Source organism: Paracoccus sp. MKU1, assembly GCF_001447385.1.
Taxonomy (GTDB): domain Bacteria; phylum Pseudomonadota; class Alphaproteobacteria; order Rhodobacterales; family Rhodobacteraceae; genus Paracoccus.
This window is the reverse complement of record NZ_LLWQ01000215.1, coordinates 94,570-109,763: the sequence shown is the minus strand read 5'-3', so window position 1 is coordinate 109,763 and position 15,194 is coordinate 94,570. Positions and strand designations below refer to the sequence as shown.

Genomic DNA, 15,194 nt, shown 5'->3' with positions numbered 1-15,194 from the left:
CTCACAGGATCCTCATGCGTTTTTCGATCAGCCGCAGGACAAAGGTCAGCACGCCGGTCATGACCAGGTAAAGCACCGCCACCGCCGTCCAGATCTCGACGGCGCGGAAGTTCGAGGCCATGATCTCCTGCCCGGTCCGGGTCAGCTCGCCCACCCCGATCACGATGAACAGCGAGGTGTCCTTGAGCGAGACGATGAACTGGTTGCCCAGGGGCGGGATCAGCCGGCGAAAGGCCAGCGGGCCGACGATATAGGTGAGCACCTTCCATTGCGGCAGGCCCATGGCCAGCCCCGCCTCGGTCAGGCCGCGCGGGATCGACAGAAAGGCGCCGCGCACGATCTCGGCGATATAGGCGCCGGCATTGACCACGATGGCCAGGATCGCGGCGGTCATCGGGTCGATGCGCACCCCGGCCAGCACCGGCAGCGCGAAATACAGGAACATCACCTGCACCACGATCGGCGTGCCCCGGATCACCTCGATATAGGCGAAGGCGATGGCGTTCAGGATGACGCCGCCATAGGCGCGCATCAGCCCGGCGATCAGCCCGAGGACGGTGCCGCCGACCAGACCGGCCAGGGCGATGAGGATGGTGACGCGGGCACCGGCGAGAAGTTGCGGCAAGAAGCCGGGAACGACGGACCAATCGACTTCCAAGGGAAGACCTCCGTGACGCGGAAAGGACAGGTTGCGGCCGGCCGGACGGGGACGGATCGGCCCCCGTCACCCCGGCTGGCCGCCCGGAACGATCACTTGGCGGGCTTAGTGCCGAACCATTTCTCGTACATCGCGTCGTAGCGCCCGTCGGCCTTGAGCTTGGCCAACGCCTCGTTGACCTTGGGGGTCAGCTCGCTGCCCTTGGGAAAGCCGATGCCGTATTCATGCGCCATCATCTGCTCGCCCACGGCCTTGACCTGGCCGCCGCCGGCGGTGGCGATGTAGTAAAGCACGTTCGGCGTGTCATGCATGGCCGCATCGACGCCGCCGGTGCGCAGCTCCAGATAGGCGTTGTCGATGTTGGGGAACTTGCGCAGCGTGGTTTCCTTGAAATTCTCCTCGGCATAGTCCGAGGACGAGGTGCCGGTCTTGACCGCCAGCGTCTTGCCGGCCAGGTCGGCATGGCTGGTGACCTCGCTGTCGGCCGGCACCATCAGCAGCAGGCCGCTGTCGTAATAGCCGTCCGAGAAGTCGATGACCTCCTGCCGCTCGGGCTTGATGGTGATGCCGGCCAGCGCCACGTCCACCTGCCCGGTCTGCAAGGCCGGGATGATGCCGGCGAAATCCATCGGCCGCAGCTCATAGGTGACGCCGATCTCGGTGGCGATGGCATCCCAGAGGTCGATGTCGAAGCCGACATACTTGTCGCCCTCCTTGAACTCGAAGGGCACGAAGGCGGTGTCGGTGGCGACGACCAGATCCTCGGCCATGGCGGCGGTCCCGATGCCCAGGGCCAGGGTGGCAGCACCGGCGAGTGCGAAAAGCGTCTTCATTTGTTCTTTCTCCCTGTGGAACGGCGCCGCGAGTCCAGCGCCGCGTTCGCAAATTTATTTGCATAAATAGACAAACAATGCAATTAGATTTGCCGATCACTGGCCCATGAAAGGATGGAGTCGCGATGCCCGGGCATGTTTTCGGACGAACGACCAAGGGGGTGCTGCCGGTGGCGGCACGCGGCGAAGGCTGCTATATCATTGATTCTACCGGGAAACGCTATCTGGACGGCTCGGGCGGGGCGGCGGTGTCCTGCCTTGGCCATTCCGATGCCGGGGTGCGCGCCGCGCTGCATGCCCAGCTGGATGCGCTGGCCTTTGCCCATACCGGCTTCTTCACCTCCGAGCCCGCCGAATCGCTGGCCGACGCGCTGGCCGCCCATGCGCCCGCGGGGATCGAGCGGGTCTATCTGGTCTCGGGCGGTTCCGAGGCGGTCGAGGCGGCGATCAAGCTGGCGCGGCAGTATTTCCTGGAGATCGGCCAGCCGCAGCGGCACCGGGTGATCGCCCGGCGGCAGAGCTATCACGGCAATACGCTGGGCGCATTGGCGGCGGGCGGCAATGCCTGGCGGCGGGCGCAATTCGCGCCGCTGCTGGTCGAAACCACCCATATCGCGCCCTGCTACGAATATCGCGACCGGCAGGAGGGCGAGACGCAGGAGGCTTACGGCCAGCGCGCCGCCGAAGAGCTGGAGGCCGAGATCCGGCGCCTCGGCCCCGAGACGGTGATGGCCTTCATCGCCGAGCCGGTGGTGGGCGCGACCGCCGGTGCGGTGCCCGCCGTGCCCGGCTATCTGAAGCGCATCCGCGAGATCTGCGACCGCCACGGCGTGCTGCTGATCCTCGACGAGGTGATGTGCGGCATGGGCCGCACCGGCCATCTCTTCGCCTGCGAGGAGGACGGCGTCGCGCCCGACATGATCACCATCGCCAAGGGCCTGGGCGCCGGCTACCAGCCGGTCGGGGCGCTGCTGACCTCGGGGCGGATCTACGGTGCCATCGCGGCGGGTTCGGGCTTTTTCCAGCATGGCCATACCTATATGGGCCATGCGATGGCGGCGGCGGCGGCCGGGGCGGTGCTGGACGCCATCCTGGGGCGCGGCCTGCTGGCGCGGGTGCGCGACCAGGGCGCCAGGCTCGACGCGGCGCTGCGGGCCGAGTTCGGCCAGCATCCGCATGTCGGCGACATTCGCGGCCGCGGGTTGTTCCGCGGCATCGAACTGGTCGAGGACCGCGCCAGCAAGACCCCCTTCGACCCGGCGCGCAAGCTGCATGCGCAGATCAAGAAGCTGGCCTTCGAGGCCGGGCTGATCTGCTATCCGATGGGCGGCACCATCGACGGGCAGCGCGGCGACCACATCCTGCTGGCGCCGCCCTTCATCATCGAGGACGCGCAGATCGACGAGCTGGTCGACAAGCTTTCGGGCGCGATCCGCGGGGCGCTGGCGGCATGAGCCTGCCGCGGATCATGGTCGCGCCGAACGGCGCGCGGCGCGGCAAGGCGGACCACCCCGCCCTGCCCGTCACCATCCCCGAAATCGTCGCCTGCGCGCGCGAGTGCCATGCGGCGGGCGCTGGCGGCATCCATGCCCATGTCCGCGACGCCGAGGGCCGGCATGTGCTGGACGCCGGGCTCTATGCCGAGCTGATCGCCGAACTGGCCCGCGCGGTGCCGGAGATGGCGGTGCAGATCACCACCGAGGCGGTGGGCCGTTACAGTCCCGCCGAGCAGCGCGCGCTGGTGGCGCGGCTGCGCCCGGCCGCGGTCTCGGTCGCATTGCGCGAGATCACGGCCGAGCCGGATGCGCGGCTGACCCGCGCCTTCTTCCACGATTGCGCCGCGGCCGGAACCGAGGTGCAGCATATCCTCTATGCGCCCGAGGAGGTGGACCGGCTCGCCGCCCTGCTGGCGGACGGCACCGTGCCGGCCGAGCGGTTGCAGGTCCTGCATGTGCTGGGCCGCTATGCGACGGGCCAGATCTCGCAGCCCTCGGACCTCGACGCGCCCCTGGCCCGCCAGCGCGCCGCCGGGCTGGCCGCCGACTGGGCAGTCTGCGCCTTCGGCCCGGCCGAGACCGAATGCCTGCTGGCGGCGATGCGGCGGGGCGGCAAGGCGCGGATCGGGTTCGAGAACAACCTGCTGAACATGGACGGCCACCCGGCCGCCTCGAATGCGGAGCGGGTGGCGGAACTGGTGCGGCTGGCCGAAGCGGGTCTCTGAAGCCCCGCTTCCATCCTGGGCCTTCCGCCGGTGCCCCGCGGCGGATCGGGTTGCGGCGGGGCGCTGCGATCCCGTTCCGGGACGGCCCGGCTGCGGCGCCAACCGGGATCGCCCGAGCCGGGGGATGGTCAGGCGGACTGGCCGCTGGCCGGACGGGCGGGCCTGCGGTTGGTCGCGAAGCAGACGAGGATCGCCATGATGCCCGCGACCGCCGTGCCCAGAACGCCGGGGATCGGCGACAGGAAGATCGCAAGCCCGCACAGGATGCCGGTCAGCGCGTTGCGGCGGGTGGCGCTGTTCATGAACATGACCAGCACAGCGCCGTAAAGCGCGGGCAGCGTGTATTCCTTGACCGCCACCGCCATCGGCGCGGGCATGGCGTCGATCAGCGCCCGGCCGATCACCACCAGCGCCACCAGAAAGACCAGGTTCACCAGCACCGAGACGGCGATGCCCAGCACCGCCGCGACCTCGGCCTTACGCGAGCCGGTCTCGGCCTCGACGGCCTGCTGGCACGAGATCACCACCGGCATGCGCATGTTGCCGATATTGCCCGACAGGAAGCTCATATAGGTGCCGCAGACCCCCAGCACCGGGAAATACGAGATCGGCTCGACGATCCAGATGATGCCGACAAAGGCCAGCACGGCCAGGAAGCCGGTCAGGATCACCCCGGCGCCGGGCCAGGCGCCCAGCACGAAGGACAGGTAGAGCGCGGGCAGCAGGCAGACCACCATGGCGATCAGCAGCGTGATGCGCCCGATGCGATGCGCCTGCGGGATGAAGCTGGTCCGGTAATGGGTCTCGAGGTTCTGCTTGGTCATGGGTCGCTCCTGATGCTTGGGGATCAGGCCAGGATCTGGCCGACGAGATATCCGGCGGCGAGCCCGCCGATCAGCGCGAATCCCACGGCCCATTCGCGCAGCCACAGCCAGCGTTTGCCAAGCTGGCCCAGCACCAGCATGGTGCCGGCCCCGATCAGCAGCGCGGCCAGATCGTCCCAGGCCACGGTGATCTCCGCCAGCCCGGTCTTGGCCACGGCCGCGCCCAGCCCCAGCGTCAGGAAGATCGCCACCGGCGTCGCGGTGCCGAGCGCCCGGATCAGCTGCGGATTGCCGACCGACAGCTTGTCGCGCGTGCGGTCGAGGCTTTTCGTCATCAGGAAGGTGCTGACCAGCCAGCCCATGCCGCCCAGCGTCATCACCCAGACCGAGGCGGTAAAGGCTTGCAGCGTATAGCTGTCGGTGCCCAGCGTCGCGCCCGCCGCCTTGGCGCCCATCTCGGCAGCGACGAATTCGAAGATGGCCGAGCCGATCACCCCCACCCGCATCAGCGTCACCGGCCCGCCCACCATGGCGACCAGAGACACGGCGACGAAGAAGACCGCGATCGCCGGCCCGATCGAGTTGATCGTCGCGGTCTTGTAGACCCGCAGGCGTTCGTCGCGGGTCAGGATGCCGTAATCGTTCGAGAGGCGCAGCGTCATGCGCAGGTAAAGCAATGCCTGCACCACGACGGTGCCGACGATCAGGCCGGCCAGCAGCCACAGCACGGGGCCGTTGGCCACCGAGAAGACATGTTCCATGCGGGTAATCCTTGCAGGCCCTGCCGGGCAGGGGGCGCTCAGGCCAGTTCGGTTTCGACCAGGCGGCAGAAATAGCTGGCCGCCACCGTCAGGATCGCATCGTTGAAGTCATAGCCGGGATTGTGCGGCATGGCGCCGGGGCCGGCGCCGACCAGGACATAGCTGCCCGGCACGCGCTCGGTCATGAAGGCGAAATCCTCGCTGCCGGTCAGCGGCGGCGCATCGGCATGCACCCGCTGCGGCCCGACCACCTGCGCGGCCACGGCCAGCGCCACCCGTGTCGCCTCGGCATCGTTGACCAGCGGCACGAAATTGTCGTCATATTCCACGCTCGCCTCGCCGCCATAGGTCGCGGCGACGCCTTGGGCGACCTCATCCAGCCGCCGCTTCATCAGCGCGCCGACCGCCTTGTCGAAATAGCGCAGGCAGCCCTTGAGCGTGGCCTTGTCGGGGATCACGTTATGGCTGTTGGTGCCGGCATAGACATCGGTAAAGGACAGGATGCCGGTTTCCAGCGGATCGAGGTTGCGCGCCACGACGCTTTGCGCCGTCACCACCAGATTGGCGGCGATCTGCGCCGCGTCGATGGTGGTCTGCGGCAGCGCCGCATGGCCACCGCGCCCCTGCACCCGGATGGTGAAGAAGCTGCATCCCGCCATGGCCCGGCCGGTGTTGCTGTAGATATGGCCCTGCTCCATGCCGGGGAAATTGTGATAGGCGTATAGCCGGTCGCAGGGAAAACGCTCCAGCAGCCCGTCGCGGATCATCGCCAGCGCACCGCCCAGCCCCTCCTCGGCGGGCTGGAAGATGAAATGCACGGTGCCGGCGAAATCGCGGGTCCGCGCCAGATGCCAGGCCGCGGCCAGCAGCGTCGCGGTATGGCCGTCATGGCCGCAGGCATGCATCACGCCCGGAACCTTCGAGGCATAGGGCTTGCCGGTCTCCTCCTGGATCGGCAGCGCGTCCATGTCCGCCCGCAGGCCGATGGCGCGGTTCGATTCCCGCTTGCCGCGCAGCACCCCCACCACGCCGGTGCCGCCGATGCCGGCATGCACCTCGTCAAAGCCGAAATCGCGCAGGCTGCGCGCGACCAGTTCGGCGGCAAAGGTTTCCTGAAAGCCGATTCCGGGATTTTCGTGCATCGCACGGCGCCAGCCGACGAAGGTGCTTTCCTGCGCGACGATATCCTCGACCAGACCCATGCTTCCCTCCCTGCGAATCACGCCTGTCTGTCTTGATATACAATTGTTGCATAATGAGACCATTGCGCAAAGGAATTATTTCACCTTTGCTATGTTCTTGGCCAAGGACGGACAAATGGGCGGAAACATGGGAAAAACCTGGTCGAGAAGCTTTCGTCAGGGCAATGCGATCTACAAGCTGAACCTGCTGGCGACCGAATCGATCCGCTCGGTCGAGGATCGTTTCATCGCTCTGGTCGGGCTGGACGTGCGCACGATCCGGGTGCTGCGGCTGATCGGCGACAATCCCGGTACGACCTTTGCCGAACTGACGGTGATGACCGGGCTGGAGCGCAGCCTGGTATCGCGGCTGATCCAGAACCTGGTGCGCGGCGGCCATGTCGAGCGGCGCAACGACGATGCCGACGCCCGCCGCTTCGGCCTGTTCGTGACCGAGGCCGGGCAGAGGGTGCGCGACCGCGCCGACCTGCTCTCCGCCCGCGCGCTGGAGGCGGTGTTCGAGCCGCTCTCGCAGGCCGAGGTGCAGGCCTTCATCGCCACCATGGACAAGCTGGCCGACTGGCTGGACAGCCCGGACTATGTGCAAAAGGTCACGCGGATCTTCGACAGCATCGATTTCGACGGTCCCGGCCCGGGCTAGGGGCGGCGCTCATCCCCGCTCCAGCGCCGCCTGCGCCCAGATCGCCGCCAGCCCGGCGGCAAGCGCCAGCGCGCTGATCCCGGCGACGGTAAGCCCGATCCGCCGGCCGCCGACCAGGCCGGCAAGCACCGCCTTGGAAACGGTGTTCACCCCCACCGCCACCAGGATGGCCCGCGCCGCCATGGCGATGGCCAGATCGCTGCCGCCCAGCCGCGCCATCGAGATCGACACCGCATCCACATCGGCGATGCCCGAGATCGCGGCGATGATCAGCACGCCGACATCGCCATATTGCCGGCGCAGGATCTCGGCCGCCAGCAGCACGGCGGCGATGAAGCCGGCGATCTTCAGCGCCGTGCCCACCGCCAGCGGGTTGTTGATCGGCAGCACGGGACCGGGCTGCGCCGGTCGCCGGTGCAGCAGGATGGCGGCCGCGCCGGCCATCACCGCCGCCCCGGCCGCCAGCGGCAGGACCAGATGCCCCAGCAGCGCCCGGTTCAGCCCCACGGTAACGACGCCCACGCGAACCAGCATGACGATGCCGGAAATCAGGATGCCCGCGGTCAGCAGCCGCGCGGCGCCGGGCTCGGCCTTGCCCAGCCGGGCAAAGGCCAGCGTGGTCGCGGTCGAGGAGGCCAGCCCGCCGGCCGCCGCCATCACCACGATCCCCAGCCGGTCGCCGAAGGCCCTGACCGCGACATAGCCGGCAAAGGAAATCCCCGCGATCAGGATTGCCAGCAGCCAGATCTCGCGCAGGTTGACCGCGCCCCAGGGGTCGATGCTGCGGTCGGGGATGACCGGCAGCAGCAGAAAGGACATCGCCGCCAGCGTCAGGATCGCCCGGATCTCGGCCCAGCTCAGCGCCGCCACCCAGCGGTGCAGGTGCTCGCGCGCCGCCAGCAGCAGCGTCATCGCCACGGCGGCGGCGACGGCGGGGACCAGCGGCCCGGTGACGGCCAGCGCGCCCAGCAGAAAGACCAGCATCCCCGCCACCGCCGAAGTGGCGCTGACATTCCGGTCGAGCCGCGATTCCAGCCACTGGAAGGCGGCGAAGACCAGCGCGAAGCCGCAGAACACGATGCCGATCACCAGGCCGCCGAAATCCAGCGCCAGCACCCCGGTCGCCCCGCCGGTCAGCCCGGCCAGCGCAAAGGTCCGCAGGCCGGCGGCGCGCTGATGGTCGCGCTCGGCCCGGGTGCGCCAGCCGCGCTCCAGTCCGACCAGCAGGCCGATGGCCAGCGACACGGCAAGACGGCTGAGAACCTGATCCTGATGCATCGGCGCATTCTGCCACCGGCTCCGGCGGCTGACCAGCGCCGCAAAAGCCCCGCGGCCCCTCTTGAAACCCGGCGCGCGCTTTCCCAGATGAAGCCTGATCGCCGGTATTTTCCAGCGATTCCAAGCTTTTCACCCTTCGTCAACAACCATCATCCGTTTGGGACGCCGAGCCGATGCTGATCGAGACGCAAAAACCGCGGACAGATCTCCAACCCGCCACCCCCGCCAGCCCCTTCCGCGCCGAACCCCTGGCGCCGCAATACCGATCCCGACCCTGGGGGCGCCATGACGGCATCCCGGCCCCGGCCGCGATGCAGCCGCTGGGCGAGATGGTTTTCGATGCCGCCGAGGACGGGCTCGTGGTGAAATGGCTCCAGACCAGTGGGCCGCTTTCGGTCCGGTTCCACCCGCAGCGCGGTCCGGGGCGCAATCACAAATGGTGGTATGTCGCCGATGCCCGGCCCGGCGCCTGGTTGCAGCTTGGACTGAAGCGATCCGCCGAGCCCGAGGAGATCGCCCGCGCCGCCCGGGATGGCAGCCTGCCCGGGATGCTGCGCCGGATCGAACCCGCCATGGGCGACATGTTCTTCGTCGAGGCCGGCACCCTCCATGCGCTCGGCCCCGGCCTGACCGTGGTCGAACTGCGGGAGACCGGCGAGGCGGCCCGGCAGCTTTGCGGCCATGATGGGCCGCAGGGGCCGGATCCGGCCCTGCACGAGGCGATCCTGGACCCCCGGCCGATCCAGCCCCTGCCGAGCGAGCACGCCCCCTTCCGCATCGCCCAGGAAATGATCGGCCCCGAGCAGCGGGTGATGCTGATGGACCGCCGTGCCTGCATCGCCATCGTCGAGGGCAGCGGCACCCTCGGCAACCAGCCCTATCAGCGCCACCAATGCTGGCAGCTCAACGGCCCGCTGCCGGCGCGGGCGATCGAGCCGACGGTGATGATCCTGGCCGAGGCAGTCGAGCCCGCCGGGGAGGACGCCGAGGGCTGCCGGACCAGGCAATGAGCACCCCGCCCACCTTGCCGGGCACCCAAGGGCCGCTCGACCTTGCCTTGGCGGAAACCCGGCCTGATCCCGCACGACGAGGGACCGGGCGGATCCGCGCCGTTTCCCGCCGCGGCCGCCCATCCTGAAAACGCGTGCAGCGCTTGACGCAGGGACGAAAGGCTTGGCCCCCGGATCGGCCAAGCCCGTTCCGGAGCCGGTCCAGCCATTCCCGGCCCATGGCATCGTCGAAAGTCACGCCGGCACTGGACGAACGCCGCGCCGCCCTTGCATGATCGCCTTTCCCAAACCGCGAGCTTCGACCATGACCGAGACAGGACCCTTCACCGTCAGCGACCTGATTGCGGAAAGCGGCGTCGCCTTCGGCACCAGCGGCGCGCGCGGGCTGGTCAGCGCGCTGACCGACCGGGTGGCCTATGGCTATGTCCAGGGCTTCCTGCACCACCTGCGCGAGATCGGCGCATTCGCCCCGGGGACCGAGGTGGCGCTGGCCGGCGACCTGCGCCCCTCGACCCCGCGCATCCTGCGGGCCTGCGCCCAGGCGATCCGCGACGCGGGCGGCCGGCCGCTGTTCTGCGGCCATGTGCCCACCCCCGCGCTGGCGCATTACGCCTTCGGCCGGCGCATCCCCTCGCTGATGGTCACCGGCAGCCATATTCCCGACGACCGCAACGGCATCAAGTTCCACCGCCCCGGGGGCGAGATCCTGAAACCCGACGAGGCCGGCATGACCCGGCAGGCGCTGGCGCTGGACCCCGCCCGTTTCGGCCCAGACGGCGGGCTGGTCGATGCCGCCCCCCTGCCCGAGCCGCAAGACATCGAGGAGGGCTATCTGCGGCGCTATCTGGATTTCTTCGGCAAGGACGCGCTTTCGGGGCTGGTGCTGGGCCTTTACCAGCATTCCGCCGTCGGCCGCGACCTCATCGCCCGCATCCTGCGCGCACTTGGCGCCGAGGTGCTGCCGCTCGGCCGCTCGGACCGCTTCATCCCCGTCGATACCGAGGCGCTGCGGCCCGAGGACATCGAGCTGGCGCGCGGCTGGGCCGCCGAGCAGCGGCTGGACGCCATCATCTCGACCGACGGCGATTCCGACCGTCCGCTTCTGGCCGATCACCGCGGCGAATGGCTGCGCGGCGACATCCTGGGGCTGATCTGCGCCCGCGAGCTGGGCGCGGAATGCGTCGTCACCCCGGTCAGCAGCAATACCGCGCTGGAGCTGAGCGATGCCTTCGCCCGCACCATCCGCACCCGCATCGGCTCGCCCTATGTCATCGCCGCCATGGACGAGGCAGCGTGCGAGACCCTCGGCCCCGTCTGCGGCTACGAGGCGAATGGCGGCTTCCTGCTGGGCAGCGAGATCGCGCGGGACGGGCGCCGGCTTTCGGCCCTGCCGACGCGCGATGCGGTCCTGCCGGTGGTCGCGGTGCTGGCGGCGGCCAAGGCGCGGCCGCTGGCCGAGCTTTGCGCCGACCTGCCGCAACGCGTGACCTTCAGCGACCGGCTGAAGGATTTCCCGACCCGGGATTCCCAGGCGATCCTGGCCTGGCTGACCGCGGGCGGCGAAGCGGAACGGACCGCGCGGATCGAGGCGCAATTCGCGGCGCTGGCCGGCAGGCTGCGGCAGATCGACCAGACCGACGGGCTGCGCATGACCTTCGAGGACGGCGCGATCATCCACCTGCGCCCCTCGGGCAACGCGCCGGAGCTGCGGCTTTATACCGAGGCCGAAACCGAGGAAACCGCCCGGATCCTGAACGGAAAGGCGCTGGCCCGGGTGCGGGAGATGGCGGCCCAGCTCGGCTGAACCGCCGCAGCCGCATCAGGCGGCGGCCGGGGCTGGCGGCCGCACCCTTGCCGCAAAGGCGCGCAGCTCGGCATCCTCCAGCGTCTCGCGCTCCAGCAAGGCGCGCGCGGATTGCTCCAGCAACTCGCGATTGGCCTCCAGCAGCGCCACGGTGCGGGCGAAGATCTCGTCGGTGATCCGCTTCACCGCCGCGTCGATCCTTTGCGCCGTGGCCTCGGAATAGCGCCGGCTCAGCCATGTGGCCTGCTCGTTCGCGCCCAGAAAGCCGGGGCGGTCGCTGTCATAGCTGACATGGCCCAGGTCGCGGTCCATGCCATAGCGGGTGACCATGGCGCGGGCGATGTCGGTGGCCTTGACCAGATCGTCGGCCGCGCCGGTCGAGAGATGGCCGAAGACGATGCTTTCCGCCGCCCGCCCGCCCAGCAGCACGGCGATCTTGTTTTCCAGCTCCTCGCGGGTCATCAGGAAACGGTCCTCGGTCGGGCGCTGGATGGTATAGCCGAGCGCGCCGATGCCGCGCGGGATGATCGAGACCTTGTGCACCACGTCGATGCCGGGCAGCGCCATGGCGACCAGCGCATGGCCCATTTCATGGCTGGCGACGATCTCGCGCTCGCGCGGGTTCAGCAGGCGGTTGCGCTTTTCCAGCCCGGCGACGATGCGCTCGACCGCATGGTTGAAATCGGCCATGGCGACGGAATCGGCGCTGCGCCGGGTGGCCAGCAGCGCCGCCTCGTTCACCAGATTGGCCAGGTCGGCGCCGGAAAAGCCCGGGGTCAGAGCCGCCACCTGCTCGATCGCGACATCCGGGGCCAGCCGCACCTTTTTCATATGCACCTTCAGGATGTCGATGCGGCCCTTCTTGTCGGGCTTGTCCACCAGCACCTGCCGGTCGAAGCGGCCGGCGCGCAACAGCGCGGGGTCCAGGATTTCGGGCCGGTTGGTCGCGGCCAGCAGCACCACGCCCGACGAAGGGTCGAAGCCGTCCAGCTCGGACAGCAGCTGGTTCAGCGTCTGCTCGCGCTCGTCATTGCCGCCGGTGAACTGGCCCGAGTTGCGGGCGCGGCCAAGCGCATCAAGCTCGTCGATGAAGATGATGGCCGGGGCGCTCTTGCGGGCCTGCTCGAACAGGTCGCGCACCCGGGCGGCGCCGACGCCGACGAACAGCTCGACGAATTCCGAGCCCGAGATCGACAGGAAGGTCACGCCGGCCTCGCCCGCCACGGCCCGCGCCAGCAGCGTCTTGCCGGTGCCGGGCGGGCCGACCAGCAGCACGCCCTTGGGAATGCGCGCGCCAAGGCGGCCATAGCCCTCGGGGTCGCGCAGGAAGGCGATGATCTCCTCAAGCTCGGCCTTGGCCTCGTCCACCCCGGCCACATCGGCAAAGGTCACGCCGGTTTCCTTTTCCATATAGACCTTGGCCCGGCTCTTGCCGACCTGCATGAAGCCACCCAGGCCCTGGCGCTCGGCAAACTTGCGGAACACGAACATCCACAGCGCCAGGAACAGCACCACCGGCACCACCCAGGACAGCAGCGTGCCGAGCCAGGTGTTCTGCGGCACGCCGCTGATCTCGACCCCGGCCTGGTCGATGCGCGCCAGGACCGCCGGATCGACCAGGGTGGTCACGAACTGGCTGCGGCCATCGACCGGCGTGCTGAAGCTGCCGGTGATCCGGTCGCCGCCCACCGCCACCGACGAGATGCGGCCCTGTTCCAGATAGGTCTCGAACTGGCTGTAGCTGATCGGCGCGATGTCGCGCGCACCGGACACCAGGTCCTGGATCAGGATCACGGCCAGAAAGGCCAGGATCCAATACCAGATGTGGAACTCGGTCCTTTTCTCCATGTCATCTCCGTGGCGGTGCCCGGCAGGCAGACCCGATCGGCTGGCGGGGCGCGCGGGGTCCGCCGATGTTGCCCGACCGCGCCGCGCCGATCAACACCCGGGCCGGCAATGCCCCGGCTGCGGCCGCGACCGGTCGCCGCAGTCAGCCCCGGGCCGGCTCTGGCGCGACGGTCTCGGGCAGCGCGGCGCGAAAGGCGGGCAGGTCGCGGCAGGCGCGCGCCACCGCCGAAACGCGAGCTAGATCCTGAAACTCCACCCCCCAGCGGCTGGCATTGTAAAGCTGCGGGATCAGCACGCAATCGGCCATGCCGGGCCGGTCGCCATGGCAGAAGCGGCCGGCAAAGCCCGGATGGTCCAGCAGCGCCTCGATGGCCGCCAGCCCGGCAGAGATGTTCTCGCGGTTCCAGGCGGCGCGCGCCTCGGCCCCGGCCAGCGCCTCGACCCGGTCCAGCACCCGCAGGTTCGAGAGCGGATGGATCTCGCAGGCCACGGCCAGGGCCAGCGCCCGGACATGGGCGCGGGCTGCGGAATCGGCGGGCAGCAGCGCCGGCTGGGGCCGGGTCTCCTCCAGATATTCCAGGATCGCCAGCGACTGGGTCAGCACCCGGCCGTCGATCTCCAGCGCCGGCACCAGGCCTTGCGGGTTGACGCGCAGGTTCGCCGCGCCGCGCTGTTCGCCCGCGACCAGATCCACCGCCACCCGCCGATAGGCGATGCCCTTCAGCGCCAGCGCGATCCGCACCCGATAGGAGGCCGAGGAGCGCCAGTAATCGTGCAGCACGACGCCGCCCGCTGCGGCCATGGCCGCGCTCATGGCTGGGCCGGCAGGATGCGGCCCAGGCAGGGGCCGAAGCCGATGCGATAGCCCTCGCCTTGCGCCTGCGCGAACAGCCCGATCTCGTCGCCATCCTCGATGAAGGTGCGGGACGCGCCATTGACCGTGACCGGCACCTTGCCGCCCTGGGTCATCTCCAGAAGCGCCCCGGTCTGGTCGCGGCCCGGCCCCGAGATGGTGCCCGAGCCCAGCAGGTCGCCGACCCGCATCGGGCAGCCGGAACTGCTGTGATGCGCCAGTTGCTGGGCGCTGGAGTAATACATGACGTTGTAATTCGTCCGCCCCATGACCTGGCCGTTCATGGTCCAGCCGATCTCCAGGTCGTAAAGCCCCGGCCGCCGCTCGTGCAGATAGGGCAGCAGCGGGTTCGCCCGCTCGGCGCCCGCGCAGCGGAACGGCTCCAGCGCCGCTTGGGTCACCACCCAGGCGCCGATGGTGGTGCCGAGCGCCTTGGACTGGAACGGGCCCAGCGGCTGGTATTCCCAGGCCTGGATGTCGCGCGCCGACCAGTCGTTCAGCAGCACATAGCCGAAGATCATCGCCTCGGCATCCTCGACGCCGACCCGCTCGCCCATGCGGCTGTCGGCGCCGACGATGGCGCCCAGTTCCAGCTCCAGGTCCAGCCGGCGGCAGGGCACCCATTCCGGCCCGGCCTCGCCCCGGACCTGCCCCATCGGACGGCGGATCGGCGTGCCGGACACGACCACCGACGACGCCCGGCCGTTATAGCCGATGGGCATATGCGTCCATTGCGGCGGCAGCGCGTTCTCGGGGCCGCGAAACAGCACGCCGACATTGAAGGCATGATTCCTCGACGCATAGAAATCGGTGTATTCGGTCACCCGGATCGGCAGGTGCAGCTCCGCCCCGGCCATGGCGACCAGCGGGGCGTCTGCGCTTGCGCCTTCCGCCAGCAGCGCGGTCAGCCGCGACCGCACCTCGTCCCATTTCGCCCGTCCCAGCGCGATGAAATCGTTGAGCCGCGGCTGCGAGAAGGCCCCGCCCGCATCCAGCAGCCCGCGGGCCTCGCATTCCGCCAGATCGACGATCATCTCGCCGATGGCCGCCCCGCAGCGCGGCGCCGCGCCGGCGGTCGAGAACACGCCATAGGGCAGGTTGTTCAGGGGAAAGGGGCAGTCCGCCGTGTTGGCGCTTTCCACCCAGGACCGCAATAAAGCCAAGTCCGGCCTCCTTCTTTCGTGTGCAAATATCCTCGGGGGTCGTCCACCTGGTCCGCCATTGGTCAACGGGGCAATGGTCAACGGGGCAGACGGCCCCCG

General features: G+C 69.3%; 14 protein-coding genes. 5 read left to right on the top strand and 9 right to left on the bottom strand.

Annotation, left to right across the window (positions count from 1 at the left end; all coding sequences use genetic code 11):
- Nucleotide 1: 1 nt before the first annotated feature.
- The gene (gene glnP, locus AQY21_RS23220) at nt 2-658 is read right to left on the bottom strand and encodes a glutamine ABC transporter permease GlnP (RefSeq protein ID WP_058099952.1); all 657 of its coding nucleotides are present in this window, start codon (nt 656-658) and stop codon (nt 2-4) included.
- A gap of 92 nt (nt 659-750) precedes the next feature.
- Nucleotides 751-1,491: a glutamine ABC transporter substrate-binding protein GlnH gene (gene glnH, locus AQY21_RS23215; protein WP_058099951.1), complete on the bottom strand. Its 741-nt coding sequence runs from the start codon at nt 1,489-1,491 to the stop codon at nt 751-753.
- A gap of 125 nt (nt 1,492-1,616) precedes the next feature.
- On the opposite strand from glnH, the gene AQY21_RS23210 reads away from it, so the two are divergent.
- Together AQY21_RS23210 and AQY21_RS23205 are read left to right on the top strand one after the other, a co-directional pair.
- On the top strand, nt 1,617-2,945 hold the full coding sequence (locus AQY21_RS23210; protein ID WP_058099950.1) for an aspartate aminotransferase family protein: 1,329 nt from the start codon (nt 1,617-1,619) through the stop codon (nt 2,943-2,945).
- On the top strand, nt 2,942-3,712 hold the full coding sequence (locus tag AQY21_RS23205) for a 3-keto-5-aminohexanoate cleavage protein (RefSeq protein ID WP_058099949.1): 771 nt from the start codon (nt 2,942-2,944) through the stop codon (nt 3,710-3,712). Before AQY21_RS23210 ends, AQY21_RS23205 begins: the two co-directional genes overlap by 4 nt.
- 128 nt (nt 3,713-3,840) lie before the next feature.
- Here the strand turns inward: AQY21_RS23205 and AQY21_RS23200 are convergent, their stop codons facing one another.
- Genes AQY21_RS23200 through AQY21_RS23190 form a run of 3 tightly spaced genes read right to left on the bottom strand, consistent with a single transcriptional unit; the run spans nt 3,841 to nt 6,499 of the window.
- Entirely contained in the window at nt 3,841-4,536 is a 696-nt protein-coding gene (locus tag AQY21_RS23200) for a hypothetical protein (RefSeq protein WP_058099948.1), read from the bottom strand.
- Between the two features lie 23 nt (nt 4,537-4,559).
- A complete protein-coding gene (locus AQY21_RS23195) occupies nt 4,560-5,297 on the bottom strand; it encodes a DUF5058 family protein (protein ID WP_058099947.1) in 738 nt (245 codons plus the stop codon).
- A gap of 38 nt (nt 5,298-5,335) precedes the next feature.
- A complete protein-coding gene (locus AQY21_RS23190) occupies nt 5,336-6,499 on the bottom strand; it encodes an amidohydrolase (protein ID WP_058099946.1) in 1,164 nt (387 codons plus the stop codon).
- 115 nt (nt 6,500-6,614) lie between these two features.
- Between AQY21_RS23190 and AQY21_RS23185 the strand changes: the two genes are divergently transcribed.
- A complete protein-coding gene (locus AQY21_RS23185) occupies nt 6,615-7,139 on the top strand; it encodes a MarR family winged helix-turn-helix transcriptional regulator (protein WP_238986886.1) in 525 nt (174 codons plus the stop codon).
- A gap of 9 nt (nt 7,140-7,148) precedes the next feature.
- Here the strand turns inward: AQY21_RS23185 and AQY21_RS23180 are convergent, their stop codons facing one another.
- Nucleotides 7,149-8,417, bottom strand: a complete 1,269-nt coding sequence (locus AQY21_RS23180) for an MgtC/SapB family protein (RefSeq protein WP_058099944.1) — start codon at nt 8,415-8,417, stop codon at nt 7,149-7,151.
- A gap of 173 nt (nt 8,418-8,590) precedes the next feature.
- On the opposite strand from AQY21_RS23180, the gene AQY21_RS28850 reads away from it, so the two are divergent.
- On the top strand, nt 8,591-9,427 hold the full coding sequence (locus AQY21_RS28850; RefSeq protein WP_058099943.1) for a hypothetical protein: 837 nt from the start codon (nt 8,591-8,593) through the stop codon (nt 9,425-9,427).
- A gap of 304 nt (nt 9,428-9,731) precedes the next feature.
- Nucleotides 9,732-11,231, top strand: coding sequence for a phosphomannomutase (locus AQY21_RS23170; protein WP_058099942.1), 1,500 nt, complete (start codon nt 9,732-9,734; stop codon nt 11,229-11,231).
- Nucleotides 11,232-11,246: 15 nt separating this feature from the next.
- Here the strand turns inward: AQY21_RS23170 and ftsH are convergent, their stop codons facing one another.
- The 3 genes from ftsH to fahA all read right to left on the bottom strand — a co-directional run bounded on the left by ftsH (nt 11,247) and on the right by fahA (nt 15,095).
- Nucleotides 11,247-13,079: an ATP-dependent zinc metalloprotease FtsH gene (ftsH, locus tag AQY21_RS23165; protein WP_058099941.1), complete on the bottom strand. Its 1,833-nt coding sequence runs from the start codon at nt 13,077-13,079 to the stop codon at nt 11,247-11,249.
- Nucleotides 13,080-13,221: 142 nt separating this feature from the next.
- Nucleotides 13,222-13,881, bottom strand: coding sequence for a maleylacetoacetate isomerase (gene maiA, locus AQY21_RS23160; RefSeq protein WP_203416639.1), 660 nt, complete (start codon nt 13,879-13,881; stop codon nt 13,222-13,224).
- Nucleotides 13,882-13,889: 8 nt separating this feature from the next.
- Nucleotides 13,890-15,095, bottom strand: a complete 1,206-nt coding sequence (gene fahA / locus AQY21_RS23155; RefSeq protein WP_058099939.1) for a fumarylacetoacetase — start codon at nt 15,093-15,095, stop codon at nt 13,890-13,892.
- Nucleotides 15,096-15,194: the final 99 nt, after the last annotated feature.

Bases quoted from the DNA above. Each gene is read 5' to 3' on its own strand.
- glnH (WP_058099951.1), bottom strand. From the start codon at position 1,491: ATGAAGACGCTTTTCGCACTCGCCGGTGCTGCCACCCTGGCCCTGGGC.
- AQY21_RS23210 (WP_058099950.1), top strand. From the start codon at position 1,617: ATGCCCGGGCATGTTTTCGGACGAACGACCAAGGGGGTGCTGCCGGTG.
- AQY21_RS23205 (WP_058099949.1), top strand. From the start codon at position 2,942: ATGAGCCTGCCGCGGATCATGGTCGCGCCGAACGGCGCGCGGCGCGGC.
- AQY21_RS23200 (WP_058099948.1), bottom strand. From the start codon at position 4,536: ATGACCAAGCAGAACCTCGAGACCCATTACCGGACCAGCTTCATCCCG.
- AQY21_RS23195 (WP_058099947.1), bottom strand. From the start codon at position 5,297: ATGGAACATGTCTTCTCGGTGGCCAACGGCCCCGTGCTGTGGCTGCTG.
- AQY21_RS23190 (WP_058099946.1), bottom strand. From the start codon at position 6,499: ATGGGTCTGGTCGAGGATATCGTCGCGCAGGAAAGCACCTTCGTCGGC.
- AQY21_RS23185 (WP_238986886.1), top strand. From the start codon at position 6,615: ATGGGCGGAAACATGGGAAAAACCTGGTCGAGAAGCTTTCGTCAGGGC.
- AQY21_RS23180 (WP_058099944.1), bottom strand. From the start codon at position 8,417: ATGCATCAGGATCAGGTTCTCAGCCGTCTTGCCGTGTCGCTGGCCATC.
- AQY21_RS28850 (WP_058099943.1), top strand. From the start codon at position 8,591: ATGCTGATCGAGACGCAAAAACCGCGGACAGATCTCCAACCCGCCACC.
- AQY21_RS23170 (WP_058099942.1), top strand. From the start codon at position 9,732: ATGACCGAGACAGGACCCTTCACCGTCAGCGACCTGATTGCGGAAAGC.
- ftsH (WP_058099941.1), bottom strand. From the start codon at position 13,079: ATGGAGAAAAGGACCGAGTTCCACATCTGGTATTGGATCCTGGCCTTT.
- maiA (WP_203416639.1), bottom strand. From the start codon at position 13,881: ATGGCCGCAGCGGGCGGCGTCGTGCTGCACGATTACTGGCGCTCCTCG.